13 protein-coding genes are annotated in these 13,188 nt (G+C 52.0%); 10 read left to right on the plus strand and 3 right to left on the minus strand.

All coding sequences use genetic code 11. From position 1 onward, the window contains the following. Positions 1-59: 59 nt before the first annotated feature. Positions 60-386 carry an Hpt domain-containing protein gene (locus FEE96_RS09120; RefSeq protein WP_138162730.1) on the minus strand — a complete coding sequence of 109 codons (327 nt, stop codon included), beginning with the start codon at positions 384-386 and terminating at the stop codon, positions 60-62. Between the two features lie 172 nt (positions 387-558). On the opposite strand from FEE96_RS09120, the gene FEE96_RS09125 reads away from it, so the two are divergent. Next, positions 559-1,830: a PP2C family protein-serine/threonine phosphatase gene (locus tag FEE96_RS09125; RefSeq protein ID WP_138163008.1), complete on the plus strand. Its 1,272-nt coding sequence runs from the start codon at positions 559-561 to the stop codon at positions 1,828-1,830. Between the two features lie 53 nt (positions 1,831-1,883). Here FEE96_RS09125 and FEE96_RS09130 read toward each other — a convergent pair whose 3' ends face one another. Beyond that, a complete protein-coding gene (locus tag FEE96_RS09130; RefSeq protein WP_138162731.1) occupies positions 1,884-2,336 on the minus strand; it encodes an NUDIX hydrolase in 453 nt (150 codons plus the stop codon). A 77-nt stretch (positions 2,337-2,413) separates the two neighbouring features. Here FEE96_RS09130 and hslO point away from each other — a divergent pair, with 77 nt between their 5' ends. The 8 genes from hslO (at position 2,414) to FEE96_RS09170 (ending at position 11,713) form a co-directional block, all read left to right on the plus strand. After that, positions 2,414-3,400, plus strand: coding sequence for an Hsp33 family molecular chaperone HslO (gene hslO, locus FEE96_RS09135; RefSeq protein WP_138162732.1), 987 nt, complete (start codon positions 2,414-2,416; stop codon positions 3,398-3,400). Further along, positions 3,393-3,986, plus strand: coding sequence for a CoA pyrophosphatase (locus FEE96_RS09140; RefSeq protein ID WP_138162733.1), 594 nt, complete (start codon positions 3,393-3,395; stop codon positions 3,984-3,986). Before hslO ends, FEE96_RS09140 begins: the two co-directional genes overlap by 8 nt. Further along, a complete protein-coding gene (locus tag FEE96_RS09145; RefSeq protein WP_138162734.1) occupies positions 3,986-5,140 on the plus strand; it encodes a CCA tRNA nucleotidyltransferase in 1,155 nt (384 codons plus the stop codon). The genes FEE96_RS09140 and FEE96_RS09145 overlap by 1 nt, the downstream gene beginning before the upstream one ends. A gap of 200 nt (positions 5,141-5,340) precedes the next feature. Continuing rightward, positions 5,341-7,179 carry an ABC transporter ATP-binding protein gene (locus FEE96_RS09150; RefSeq protein WP_138162735.1) on the plus strand — a complete coding sequence of 613 codons (1,839 nt, stop codon included), beginning with the start codon at positions 5,341-5,343 and terminating at the stop codon, positions 7,177-7,179. Continuing rightward, positions 7,176-9,020: an ABC transporter ATP-binding protein gene (locus FEE96_RS09155; protein WP_138162736.1), complete on the plus strand. Its 1,845-nt coding sequence runs from the start codon at positions 7,176-7,178 to the stop codon at positions 9,018-9,020. Before FEE96_RS09150 ends, FEE96_RS09155 begins: the two co-directional genes overlap by 4 nt. A gap of 41 nt (positions 9,021-9,061) precedes the next feature. After that, positions 9,062-10,309 carry a class I SAM-dependent RNA methyltransferase gene (locus tag FEE96_RS09160; RefSeq protein ID WP_138162737.1) on the plus strand — a complete coding sequence of 416 codons (1,248 nt, stop codon included), beginning with the start codon at positions 9,062-9,064 and terminating at the stop codon, positions 10,307-10,309. 22 nt (positions 10,310-10,331) lie between these two features. Beyond that, positions 10,332-11,123 (plus strand): ion transporter, encoded by a 792-nt coding sequence (locus FEE96_RS09165; RefSeq protein WP_171021663.1) that lies wholly within the window; start codon positions 10,332-10,334, stop codon positions 11,121-11,123. A gap of 71 nt (positions 11,124-11,194) precedes the next feature. Further along, positions 11,195-11,713: a L,D-transpeptidase family protein gene (locus tag FEE96_RS09170; RefSeq protein ID WP_138162738.1), complete on the plus strand. Its 519-nt coding sequence runs from the start codon at positions 11,195-11,197 to the stop codon at positions 11,711-11,713. Between the two features lie 113 nt (positions 11,714-11,826). Here FEE96_RS09170 and dalA read toward each other — a convergent pair whose 3' ends face one another. Further along, positions 11,827-12,324: a divisome-associated lipoprotein DalA gene (gene dalA, locus FEE96_RS09175; RefSeq protein ID WP_138162739.1), complete on the minus strand. Its 498-nt coding sequence runs from the start codon at positions 12,322-12,324 to the stop codon at positions 11,827-11,829. A 167-nt stretch (positions 12,325-12,491) separates the two neighbouring features. Between dalA and FEE96_RS09180 the strand changes: the two genes are divergently transcribed. Next, complete coding sequence (locus FEE96_RS09180; RefSeq protein WP_138162740.1) at positions 12,492-13,112, plus strand: L,D-transpeptidase; 621 nt, start codon at positions 12,492-12,494, stop codon at positions 13,110-13,112. Positions 13,113-13,188 lie beyond the last annotated feature (76 nt).

The following is a 13,188-nucleotide window of genomic DNA, read 5'->3' on the forward strand; positions in this document are numbered from 1 at the left end:
ATCTGAAGAGTGCAACTCGGACATTGTGAGCGTTAAAACTTTGGATAGTCAGGCTTTGTTCAAAACCGATTAGGCAATTCGTTGATGAACGTGGCTTTAGAAGATTGATACGTCGCGATGATCGCCGGTACATCTACAGTGTCTGCACTACCCTGTGCGGATTTCCGTTCGCCATCTTGGCATAGTGAAGAAAACCCCTGAAACCCTAGGCTTAAGGCGCTACCCTTCAGAAAATGCAAATCTTGCTCTAGCTGCGTACGATCAGAGAGTTTGCTGAGCTTGCCAATAACTTCTTCTACTTCTTCTAGAAACAGATCGACAACTTCCCCAAAGTCTTCGGCGCCTACTTCTTCACGCAATTCTTTTACTCTAGGCCAGTCAATCATGGCGTAAATCCTGTTACTCGTTCTTAATTCTGCTACATGTACGCTGAAACCGTAAAATTATGATGAATGAGGAAGTATACGTTAAATTTTAAGGTTCATGGCTTGTTAAGTGGCAGGGGTGATATTGCCACCGGTTACTAGATTTTCGGCTGACATTAACGAGGTGCATTCGGTGTTGCCAGACAGTACATTTGATAAGGACGAGCAGATCGACAATGGGTCGATTCGACGGGTTCTGGTCGTGGACGACAGTCGGCTCCAGAGGCGCATTCTTGTGGCGTCGCTGAAAAAATGGGGATTCGAGGTTACCGAAGCCGAAAGCGGCGAGGCTGCAATGGAAATTTGCAGCTTGGATCCGCCGGACTTGATTCTCAGCGACTGGATGATGCCTGGGATGAGCGGCTTAGATTTTTGCCGGGCGTTTCGTGAGTATTCCAAGGAAAGCTACAGCTATTTTATCTTGCTGACTTCAAAAAGTGAAAAGAACGAAGTTGCAGAAGGTCTCGATGCTGGCGCTGACGATTTTCTAACTAAGCCAGTAAGCTCAAATGAGCTGCGAGCCCGTATTTCGGCGGGTGAACGTATTCTGCGAATGCAGCGTGAACTGTCCGAAAAAAATCGTATTGTTTCCGATACTTTGGGTGAACTGCAGCGTGTCTATGACGCAATTGACAAAGATTTGGTTCAAGCACGAAAAATCCAACAATCTCTGGTGCCGGAACTGTCGCGCAAATTTGGGTCATCTTCAGTCAGTTTGCTGCTAAAGCCCTGCGGTCATATTGGTGGGGATCTTGTTGGGATGTTCTCGCCAGGAGTGAACCGGTTGGGGTTCTATTCGATAGATGTGTCTGGCCATGGTATCACGTCGGCAATGATGACGGCCCGTCTGGGTGGCTATTTGTCGACAAACTATTTCGATCAGAACGTCGCGATGGAAAAACGCTTTAATCGGTTCTATGCATTGCGCCAGCCCGAGGAAGTGGCCAGCCTACTGAACGCTCGATTGATTGCTGATACAGGAATCGAAGAGTACTTCACTATGGCTTACTGCATTGTGGATCTACGCAGCGGCATTCTCAAACTGGTCCAGGCGGGTCATCCACATCCATTGGTCTTACGCAAAGATGGGTCGACAGAATTCTTGGGTGAAGGCGGTGTACCCGTAGGATTGATCCCTGATATCCCCTATACGCAGGTGGAAACGGTGATGGAGCCGGGTGATAGACTGTTGCTCTATTCAGATGGTTTTACCGAAGCACGGCTGGTGAATGGCGAGATGCTAGAACCTGAAGGACTGTTAGATCTGATTGAAAAGTGTGATTCCCGACAAAGTGGTCAGGAATTTTTGGACGATCTATATTGGCACCTTACACAAGTGATGTCGCCAGAATTTGGTCTGGAAGATGACGTTTCAGCCACTGTGTTTGAGTATAATGGACCGTGATTTGTAGTTCCGCCATTGTTGGGCATGAGGGGATGACCTCAGAATGATATTTCTCAACGATGCCATTTTAATCTATTCAATTGAGCAGCAAAAAACCGGTCTCCGGGATTGCCTAGCTGACTGACGGCATCTGATGCGTCAGTCCAAATGGCTTTATGGTTTTTTTCCCTAGGTGGAGCAATGCGTTGCACTGGACGAGCAACGTATATGTGGCATAGTTTTTCTGCCCACAAATCGTACTCTGGCATATAAACAAACCGTCGGAAAATTCCAAATTTTTGTGGAGTGGAAATACTCCAACCAGTTTCCTCGTGAACCTCACGGTGCAGCGCTGGGAGAGGAGATTCACCCGGGTCAATGCCCCCACCGGGCAATTGAATGTCAGGGTCAGGATCATATTGGCAGGTCAGTAGAAATTGGCCATTTCGAGGCAATAATGCATATACTCCAGGTCGGCGGTGATAGTGGCGACCCGGCTCTGGTGGCTCTCCAAATCGTCTGATCACGTTGCAACCCCTTTCATCCAAATGTGATACACCTATATAGGCTCGATATGCCAACCTCGGGCGTGTAAGGAAACCCCATGACTCTTGGAACACAAATCGCTTGGGACGATACAGTCCTGCCATTTCAACTTGATGTTGTCGACATGCGTGGCCGCGTGGCGCGGCTGGATGGCGTGTTGGATGGTATCCTGAAACAACATGAATACCCGCCACAAGTCGAAGCCCTAGTGGCCGAAATGGCATTGTTGACCGCGTTGATCGGCCAGACCATCAAATTGCGCTGGAAACTGTCACTGCAGGTACAGTCCAAAGGCCCGGTTCGGATGATAGCAACCGACTATTATGCGCCACAAGCCGAGGGCGAGCCGGCCAGAATTCGCGCCTATGCCAGCTATGACGCTGACCGGCTGGATGACAGCGTGCCATTTGATCAGGTGGGTGACGGATATTTCGCAGTTCTGATAGATCAGGGCGAAGGTAACACACCTTATCAAGGTATCACCTCGTTGGATGGCGAGTCGCTGTCGGCCTGTGCCGAAGCCTATTTTGCTCAATCTGAACAGTTACCAACCCGGTTTGGTCTAAGTTTTGGTAAATCTTCAACACCCGGAAGTGCGGAGCATTGGCGGGCTGGCGGTATAATGTTGCAGCATATGCCCAAGGCATCCCCTTTTGTCGCCCAGACCGAAGGTGACGGTGAGATCTTAACCGCTGCTGATCTGGTGGATGGTGAAGAAGGCGAAAATTGGAATCGGGTCAATATCCTGCTGGACACAGTCGAGGACCTTGAATTGATTGGCCCCTCGGTTCCACCAACCGATCTCTTGTTGCGCCTCTTCCATGAAGAGCAGCCGCGCGTGTTCGACCCGCAGGGCGTCACATTTGGCTGTACCTGTTCTGAAGAGCGCGTGCGTCAAAGCCTGTCGATCTATTCCGCTCAGGATCTCCAAAAAATGACGACTGATGATGGACGGATTACGGCGGATTGCCAGTTTTGCAGCTCCCATTACAATCTCGATCCAAAAACGGTTGGGTTTGACGCGGAAAATCCGCCGAATGCCTGATCTGATCGAAACCCTTCGAACGGCTTTGGAGCGATCCGGGACCGGTTCGTCGGATTTTGATTTGAACCCGAATATTGAACTAGCAGCAGGGCGCAAGTTGCGTCCTGCTGGCGTATTGGTGCCTATTTCTACCACTAGTGGCGAACCACATGTAATTCTCACCAAGCGGTCATCGGCACTGAAGCATCACCCGGGCCAAATCGCATTTCCGGGCGGCAAGCAGGATGACGGTGATGCCGATGTTACCGCTGCTGCTCTGCGCGAAGCCTGGGAGGAGGTCGGTCTGCCGCGTGATCTTCCAAAAGTTATCGGTCAGTTACCCGAACATGAAACCGTTACTGGATTCCGGGTCACACCCGTCGTAGCAATAATTGACCGTGATTTTCAGTTACAGCCCGAACCGGGCGAGGTCGACGAGGTGTTTTCCGTTCCGCTCAACCATTTGCTGAACCCCGAAAACTATGTTGTTGAATCAAGGTTTTGGCGGGGCGAACGGCGGCTCTATTTTACTGTCCCTTATGGTCCCTACTATATATGGGGTGCCACTGCACGAATGCTGCGCGGGCTAGCAGATCGGATGCAATGATGACACGGATTGATCAACCATGGCTAAGTGATCCCAACACTCAAGCGGTTTGTGATGCCATCTGCGCCGATGGAGCACAGTTGCTCTTTGTCGGCGGCTGTGTCCGCAATGCGCTTTTGGGTGTCGCTGTCTCGGATCTGGATTTGGCTACGGATGCACAGCCTGAAACGGTAATGCAACTGGCCAAACGGGCAGGGATCAAGGCGATTCCAACTGGGATCGATCATGGAACCATTACACTCGTTAGTGGTGGTATACCCTTTGAAATCACCACCTTTCGCAAGGATGTAGCGACTGATGGTCGCCGCGCTACCGTGGCATTTTCCAGTGACATCGCTGATGATGCTGCTCGGCGCGATTTCACGATGAACGCCCTGTATGCACGTCCTGATGGAACAGTCGTTGATCCTCTGGGCGGCATGGCAGATCTGCAGGCTCGCCAGGTGCGATTTATTGGTACGGCACAAAACCGCATTCGCGAGGACTACTTGCGGTCACTACGGTATTTCCGGTTTCATGCTTGGTACGGTGACCCAGATGCTGGGTTTGATTCCGATGCTTTGGCGGCAATTGCAGCCAATCTGGATGGTCTGGATCAATTGTCGCGTGAAAGGGTTGGCGCTGAGCTAATTAAGCTTTTGTCAGCTGATGATCCGGCCCCGGCAGTCGCAGCAATGCGGCAGTCCGGCGCGCTTCTTCGCTTGCTCCCCGGAGCGGATGACCGTGCGCTGGCGCCACTGGTCTGTTTTGAAGCAGGGCAGGCTCCTGATGCTATACGCCGATTGGCCGCGCTCGGCGGTGCAGACATCGGGGAACACTTGCGGCTAAGCAAGGCGCAGGTCGTCAATTGGATCACTTTGCGCGATCAGGCTGTGGGAACCACATCTCCATCTGAACTGGGATACCGGCTTGGCGCCACAAAGGCGATGGATGTGCTGCTATTGAGATCAGCATTGTTGGAACAACCCTTATTGTCCAATTTAGAGACTGAAATTGCCTTTGGTGAATCTGCGAAATTTCCGCTGTCGGCGCGCGATTTGATGCCAGAAATTACAGGTAAACAATTGGGAGAAACGTTGAAACAACTTGAGTCTGATTGGATCACCTCAGGGTTTACGCTGACCCGTGAGGCGCTATTGGCCAATCGAAAATAACGACAGCACAACCAAAGCGCGTGACAAAGATAAAAATCTGTCCTAACTATTGGCCATCAATAACCTGTCAAATGACGGAGGAATGCAAATGTATCGTGGGATCTGGTTCACCTAAAGCCAATATCCTGTCTGATTGACACGGGTGCTTTGGCACCGCTGTCCGCATTTGCATTCAAATTTTGCTCAACTGGAGCACCCCCATGTTTCGATACTTTGAAAACCTTGTAGATCCCTATTGCGACTATGCTGAACAGGACACGCCGCCAACGCGGTTGTGGCCATTTATGCGCGAATATTGCCGCCCTTTTACCCGAGTCTTTGTCTGGACCGGGCTAATGTCGCTGGTTGTCGCCGCGATTGAAATCGGGCTGATCTACTATATGGGCCATATGGTCGATTTCCTAAGTGAGGGACCTCAACAGGTCTGGGAAAAGCACGGTACCGAACTGATCCTGATGGCGCTGTTTATTTTACTGGTTCGGCCCGCTCTGCAGCTTCTGGACGTGGCCTTGCTGAATAATGCGATTCTACCAAACATTGGTACCCTGATCCGCTGGCGGGCCCATCGGCATGTGTTGCGGCAATCCGTTGGCTGGTTTGAGAACGATTTTGCCGGCCGAATTGCCAATCGTATCATGCAAACGCCCCCCGCAGCGGGAGAAGTGGTGTTTCAGGTGTTTGACGCGATTTCGTACTCGTTGGCCTATCTAATTGGCGCTGCGCTGCTGCTGATGGTGGCAGATGTGCGGTTGTTGTTGCCCTTACTGGTCTGGTTTCTTCTTTATGGATTTCTTGTCCGTTGGACTGTGAAACACGTGGGGCCTGCTTCACAAGCGTCTTCGGATGCGCGGTCGGCAGTGACGGGGCTGGTGGTGGATGCCTACTCCAATATCCATTCTGTCAAGATGTTCGCGCATCACGATCTGGAGCTTACGGGAGCCAAAAAGGTAATTGAAAATACACGCAAGACGTTTCAGACGGAAATGCGCATTTTTACTGTCATGGATGCAGTTTTGGTTTCTCTGAATGGGTTGCTGATTGTCGGTGTTGTCGGCTGGGCAATTTATCTATGGATGATTGGGCAGTCTTCTGTTGGGGTGATTGCTGCAGCGGCCACGTTAACTCTGCGACTAAACGCAATGACTGGCTGGATAATGTGGGCATTGACTTCATTCTTTCGCCAACTTGGTGTGGTGGCCGAAGGTATGGAGACCATTGCCCAACCTATCGACTTGGTTGATGCAGCCAATGCGACTCAGCTGCAGCTGGCCGAGGGCGGGATTGAACTACGTAATCTGTCTCACCACTACGGCCGAGAAACAGGCGGATTGGATCATATCAACCTAACCATAAAACCGGGCGAGAAGATTGGCCTAATTGGACGCTCGGGCGCGGGTAAATCTACTTTGGTGAAGCTGCTTCTGCGGTTCTATGACACCGAAAGTGGGCAGGTTCTGATTGATGGGCAGGATATACGCTCCGTGTCCCAAGACAGTCTACGCAGTAATATCGGTATGGTGCAGCAGGATAGCTCACTGTTGCATCGTTCAGTTCGCGAAAATATTTTATATGGCCGTCCTGAGGCAAGTGAAAAAGAGATGATTGCTGCGGCAAAACAGGCTGAAGCACATGATTTTATTCTAGATTTGGAGGATCCACAGGGCCGCACCGGTTATGATGCGCAGGTGGGTGAACGGGGGGTCAAACTGTCTGGCGGTCAGCGTCAGCGGGTGACCCTGGCGCGCGTAATTCTAAAAAACGCGCCGATCCTGCTGTTAGACGAAGCAACCAGCGCGCTGGACAGCGAGGTCGAGGCGGTGATCCAGGAAACTCTGTATGGAATGATGGAGGGCAAGACCGTGATCGCAATTGCACATAGGCTGTCCACCATCGCACAGATGGATCGAATTCTGGTGCTGGACCAGGGTCGGATAGTGGAACAAGGTAGTCACGATGATCTACTGGCTGCGCAGGGGCAATATGCCCAATTTTGGGCGCGACAGTCGGGTGGTTTCCTGAATATCGAGGCAGCAGAATGAATATTGGAAATTGGATCGACGCATTTCGCCCTGCAGTAGGGCCGCCGCCGCAAACTCTTTGGCCCTTCCTGCGCTGGAGCCTGTCCGGGGCTTGGCCGATGTTGATCTTGGCAGCTATGTTTTCGGCATTGGCTGGCGGGATGGAGGCTGGAACCGCTTATATCCTTGGTCTTGTCATTGATACTGCAGTGTCCAGCGGTCCGCAGGTGTTTTTCACATCTCAAAACCTACTGATTATCGCGGGCGCTATCGGTTTCTTTCTGATCATTCGCCCGGTTCTGTTCACTTTGTCTGCGGTGTCGAATTCGATCATCGTGCAGCCAAACGTAAACCCAATGGTTCTGTCCCGGTTGAATCGATGGGTCTTAGGGCAGTCGGTTAGCTTTTTTGATGACGATTTTGCCGGTCGCATTGCGCAAAAACAAATGCAAACTGCCAGTGCGGTGACCTCTGTCGCGTCAGAGGTCATCAATGTCGTAGCATTTGCTCTGGCCTCGATGATTGGCACAATGGCGCTGCTTGGAGCAATTGATCTGCGTATTACGGTACTGTTTCTTGTTTGGTTGGTTGGCTATTTCGCGGTGATCAGCTGGTTCTTGCCACGGGTGCGTATACGGGCCGGTACACGGGCCGGGGCCAAAGCGATGGTTACAGGGCAGGTTGTGGATTCCATCACCAACATCAAAACGGTTAAGTTGTTTGCCCATGCTGATCACGAGGAAAAGACTGCTCAAGATGCTATGGGTGATTTTCGAACTAAGGCGCTGAGCTTTGGCTATCTTGCGGCGGGTTTTCGGTTCGCCCTGATGACACTGGCTGGGTTGCTACCGGTACTGTTGATCGGAGCGACACTGCTACTCTGGCAGTCGGGGCAAGCGACCGAAGGCGATATTGTTGCAGCAGGTGCGGTGTCGATCCGGATTGCTCAGATGACCGGTTGGGTTAGCTTCACCTTGATGGGGATCTATTCCAACATCGGTGAAATCGAAAACGGTATGAAAACACTGACCGTGCGAAATCGTGTCGAAGATGCCAATGATGCGGTGGATCTTGTTGTCCCCCGTGGTGAGATCGTTTTTGACAATGCCGGATTTGCTTACGGTCGCGATATTGGGGGCATTCAGGGCATTTCTCTGACGATCAAGCCAGGCGAAAAACTAGGCATCGTTGGCGCTTCGGGTGCTGGGAAATCCACCTTGGTTTCACTGCTAATGCGGCTCTATGACGGCGAATCTGGACGTATTCTAATTGACGGTCAAGACATCTCAAATGTTTGCCAAAACTCTTTGCGTCGTCAGATTGGCATGGTCACGCAGGAAACCGCGATGTTCAACCGCTCAGCACGCGATAACATCTTGTATGGAAGCCCAAATGCCAGCGAAGCCGAATTGATTGATGCGGCCAGTAAAGCCGAAGCGGACGATTTCATTGCCTTGCTGCAGGATGGCCAGGGGCGGCAGGGATACGATGCCCACCTAGGTGAACGCGGTGTGAAGCTGTCTGGTGGGCAGCGTCAGCGTATTGCTCTTGCCCGCGCAATCCTAAAAGACGCGCCAATTCTGGTCTTGGACGAGGCGACCTCGGCTCTGGATTCTGAAGTCGAGGCAGCGATCCAGTCTGCCCTGCACCGGGTGATGGAGGGTAAAACCGTTTTGGCAATTGCACACCGATTGTCGACGCTTAGCGAAATGGACCGGATCATTGTGATGGATCAGGGCCGCATTGCAGAAAGTGGTAGCCACGATCAGCTACTGGCTGAGGGTGGATTGTATGCGCAATTTTGGGCCCGACAGTCGGGTGGGTTCATTCGAACTGAGACGGAGGCCGAGGCGGCGGAATAAGGCTTTTGCCAAAGCGCTCTGCGGACTGTATCAGGGCGCTTATGAGTACATCAGCCAGAACCACCGCCAGCATCACTCGTCTCGGACACCAAGGTGACGGAGTCGCCGAAGGCCCATTATTTGCCCCTCGTACCCTGCCGGGTGAGGTGATTACCGGTATTGTCGATGGCAGTGCGCTGGGCGACATTCGTATTGAAACGCCGTCGGACCACAGGGTGCAGGCGCCTTGTCGCCACTATAAATCCTGTGGCGGTTGCCAGTTGCAACACGCGGATGATGGGTTCGTGGCTGAGTGGAAACAAGGCATCGTGCGCAATGCATTGACCGCGCAGGGGCTGGAAACAGAGTTTCGCCCTATTCACACCTCTCCGTCGCACTCTCGCCGCCGCGCGACACTGGCGGTGCGGCGTACCAAAAAAGGTGCAATGGCAGGATTTCACGGCCGTGCCTCAGGCGTGATTACACAAATCCCGGATTGTCACTTATTGGATCCAGACCTGTTGGCTGCGATTCCGATGGCTGAAAATTTGGCATTGATCGGTGCCAGTCGCAAAACACCACTGGCGGTCACCGTGACCCTGTCTGACATTGGCCTGGATGTGCTGGTCAAAAACGGCAAACCGTTGGATGGCCCATTGCGATTGTCGCTGGCTCAATCGGTTGAAAAACTGGGTATCACCCGTTTGACTTGGGATGATGAGCAAATCGCCATGACCCAGCCACCCACCCAAACATTTGGCAATGCAAAGATCTGTCCGCCACCGGGTAGTTTTTTGCAGGCCACCCGTGATGGTGAGGCGGCACTGCTGGCAGCAGTGCAAGACATCGTTCAGGGCGCTAAGCGCATTGTTGATTTGTTTGCAGGCTGTGGCACCTTTGCGCTGCCCCTGGCAAAGCAGGCTGAGGTGCTGGCAGTTGAAGGTGACCCGGAAATGATCCAGGCACTAGAGGCCGGATGGCGTCAGGCCAAGGGTTTGAAACTGGTCAAAGCGGTTGCTCGTGACTTGTACCGCCGTCCAATGATGCCTGATGAGCTGAATCCTTTTGGAGCCTTTTACGAGGCCGCAGTTCTCGATCCACCCCGCGCCGGTGCCGAGGCACAGGTGGCTGAGCTGATTGAGGCCCGCACCAAGACCATCGCCTATGTGTCATGTAATCCGGTCAGTTTTGCCCGTGATGCCAAGGTGTTGGTCGAGGCCGGCTATCATCTGAACTGGGTTCAAGTTGTTGACCAGTTTCGCTGGTCATCCCATACCGAACTGGTTGCATCCTTCACCCTTGCCGACTGATCCCAAATCCGGAAACCCCATTATGAATATTCTTCAACGCCTTACGGCCATCTTGGACAGCGCCCGGTTTGGCCACTTCATTACCGCGGTCATTCTGGTGAATGCAGTGACATTGGGTTTGGAGACCGCGCCATCTATTATGGCACGAGCCGGTGGGGTCATTACGCTGATCGACGAGATGTGTCTGGCTATTTTTGTTCTCGAAATTTTGGCTAAACTAGTGGTGCGGCGACACAGATTCTTTTTTAGTGGCTGGAATATATTTGATTTTATCATTGTTGGAATAGCGTTGGTGCCTGGCGCACAGGGGCTTTCAGTTTTGCGTGCCTTGCGAATCCTTCGGGTACTACGCGTGATTTCCGTTGCGCCCAGCCTGCGCCGGGTTGTCGAAGGATTTATTACGGCCTTGCCCGGTATGGGCTCGGTGTTTTTGTTGATGGCGATCATTTTCTATATTGGTTCGGTGATTGCGACCAAACTGTTTGGCGGAACGTTTCCAGAATGGTTTGGTACGTTAGGGCACAGCGCCTACTCCTTGTTCCAAATCATGACGCTAGAAAGCTGGTCAATGGGGATTGTACGGCCGGTGATGGTGGTGTTCCCCTATGCTTGGGTGTTCTTTGTGCCCTTCATCATGGTCACCACCTTTGCGGTAGTGAACTTGCTCGTGGGTCTGATTGTGAATTCGATGCAAGACGCCCACAGTGTCGAGGACACCGAACGTACTGATGCCTATCGTGATCAGGTTCTGGCCCGGCTCGAAGCCATCGAGCGGCGGTTGCCCGCGCAAAATGAACAAATTGCTAAGAAGTGATTTTGGTTAACGAAGTGTTTAGGGATAGTCTGGCAAAAAGCTAAAAACGAGCAGAAACCAGAGCTATCAAAATGAACAGACGAGCATTTGGGTTGGGCGCAGCCGCTACATTATCCGTAGCTGGTTGTGGTAATGCATCCAACAAATTCCAGAGTTACCATGGCCCCGAAGTTACCTCAGTGGTGATCAACAAGGGTGCACGCAAAATGTACCTGTTGCACAACGAAGAAGTGCTGCGTGAATATAAAGTCGATCTGGGGTTTGCGCCTTCAGGCGCCAAGACGGTAGAAGGCGATGGGAAAACGCCCGAAGGTACTTATGTGATTAATCGCCGTAATCCCAATAGTTCCTATCATCTGTCGGTAGGTATTTCATATCCCAATACTCAGGACGTTGCCGAAGCCAATGCTCTGGGTAAAAGGCCCGGTGGTGAAATTTTCATTCACGGACAACCCAATGACGCAAAGGCCCGTCGGAGGGCTGCACGGGTAGATGATTGGACTGCTGGCTGTATTGCCGTGTCAAACGATGAGATCGAAGAAATCTATTCCATGGTCGGCAATGGCACCACGATTACCCTACGGCTGTAAGTCTGGCGGCTAACTATAAGTGTTTGCGGTCTGAATTCTCAGAATTTCACATTGCCAGAAACAACTAAAGGCGGCTCAGGGCCGCCTTTGTAGGTGCTAGCTGGTCTGTAGAATTACCCGCCCATAACCAGCGTCCACCAAATTTTGCCGTTGCTTTCCTGAAACCAGGAAAAACCCAAATTGACTGCCTTGGGGTCCATGATGACTGCTCGGGTGCTGGGGTCTTCCATCCAGGCTGAAAGAGTTTCCACTTCGCCTTCATAGGTTTCAGAAATGGCTTCTCCAAGCATGGTGCCAGTGTATCCGGTACGGGCAACACGGTCCAAAGGCGACGACCCGTCAGATCCAAAATGCCACGGTCTGTTTTGTACGGACATGTCACGAGAATGTGTAGCGGCCGCAGCGTTTAGCTGACCGTTCAGCTGCACCACTGGGTTGCCAGAGGCCTGTCGCAACGCATTTACCGAATCAAGCATGCGGAACTGAACCTTGTCGGCATTGCGGATTCGATAGGCCTTGCCGCTACCACTTGAACCTCCATTGGGCACTGGGGTACAGGCGACAGCTAGGGTCAGCACGGCTGCGACAACAATCAATAATACACGCTTCATTTTGCACCTTGTCTAATATCTAGCTACAGCACTTAGCCTTAGTGTGGCTTTGGCGCAAACGTGCTGGCGGTAAAATGCTCGTGGTGACAAGGGATTGATTTGCGACTGAGGCATTCACGCCATAATATGCGCCATGATAGATTCCATTTGTGCAGGTAATGACGTTCATGTCTTCTAAGCCATTCCAAACCCCGTCCCGCAGGTTGTTTTTGACCGGCTCAGCGGCGATTCTGGGTGCCCCAGCTTTGGCGCAAGTCACTGCTGACCCCGACGCTGACCCCGTTATCGATCCATTGCGCCCAGCGGCAGAAGCAGAAGCCCCAGTGCGCCGCAATATCTCAGCGTTTCGGGCCAAGAACTGGCAACCATATTTCGACAACCTGCGTGGTGGTGCGATTTTGGTCGATATCGACAGTCGCGCATTACATTACTGGTCCGCAGATGGGGCAACTTACAAACTGTTCCCATCATCAGTGCCAGTGTCTGATGATTTGACCCGCCGTGGTCGCACCAGCATTATACGTAAAGTCGAAGGCCCGTCCTGGTCGCCGACCCCTAATATGCGAAAGCGCAATCCAGAGTGGCCGTCTTATGTTCCACCGGGTCCGGACAATCCTTTGGGAAGCCACGCATTGTATCTCAGCTGGAAGTATTATCGGATTCATGGAACCCATGATACGCGTAAAATTGGACGAAAGTCTTCCAATGGCTGTATTGGCCTTTATAATGAACACATTGCACAGCTTTTTGGGATGGCTAAGATAGGCACCCAAGTGTTGCTTATTTGACCACATTATGTCCCGGCTAGGTCGGTTTCTCTCAACAAGCATTTGCAATCTCGGGTTTTTACTGGTTAGAAAAAAC

Source organism: Parasedimentitalea maritima, assembly GCF_005771405.1.
GTDB lineage: Bacteria > Pseudomonadota > Alphaproteobacteria > Rhodobacterales > Rhodobacteraceae > Parasedimentitalea > Parasedimentitalea maritima.

What these genes read in the sequence shown, in the direction of transcription:
- dalA (WP_138162739.1), bottom strand. Translation starts at nt 12,324, where the DNA reads ATGAAGCGTGTATTATTGATTGTTGTCGCAGCCGTGCTGACCCTAGCT.
- hslO (WP_138162732.1), top strand. Translation starts at nt 2,414, where the DNA reads ATGACTCTTGGAACACAAATCGCTTGGGACGATACAGTCCTGCCATTT.
- FEE96_RS09120 (WP_138162730.1), bottom strand. Translation starts at nt 386, where the DNA reads ATGATTGACTGGCCTAGAGTAAAAGAATTGCGTGAAGAAGTAGGCGCC.
- FEE96_RS09170 (WP_138162738.1), top strand. Translation starts at nt 11,195, where the DNA reads ATGAACAGACGAGCATTTGGGTTGGGCGCAGCCGCTACATTATCCGTA.
- FEE96_RS09160 (WP_138162737.1), top strand. Translation starts at nt 9,062, where the DNA reads ATGAGTACATCAGCCAGAACCACCGCCAGCATCACTCGTCTCGGACAC.
- FEE96_RS09145 (WP_138162734.1), top strand. Translation starts at nt 3,986, where the DNA reads ATGACACGGATTGATCAACCATGGCTAAGTGATCCCAACACTCAAGCG.
- FEE96_RS09180 (WP_138162740.1), top strand. Translation starts at nt 12,492, where the DNA reads ATGTCTTCTAAGCCATTCCAAACCCCGTCCCGCAGGTTGTTTTTGACC.
- FEE96_RS09165 (WP_171021663.1), top strand. Translation starts at nt 10,332, where the DNA reads ATGAATATTCTTCAACGCCTTACGGCCATCTTGGACAGCGCCCGGTTT.
- FEE96_RS09155 (WP_138162736.1), top strand. Translation starts at nt 7,176, where the DNA reads ATGAATATTGGAAATTGGATCGACGCATTTCGCCCTGCAGTAGGGCCG.
- FEE96_RS09150 (WP_138162735.1), top strand. Translation starts at nt 5,341, where the DNA reads ATGTTTCGATACTTTGAAAACCTTGTAGATCCCTATTGCGACTATGCT.
- FEE96_RS09140 (WP_138162733.1), top strand. Translation starts at nt 3,393, where the DNA reads ATGCCTGATCTGATCGAAACCCTTCGAACGGCTTTGGAGCGATCCGGG.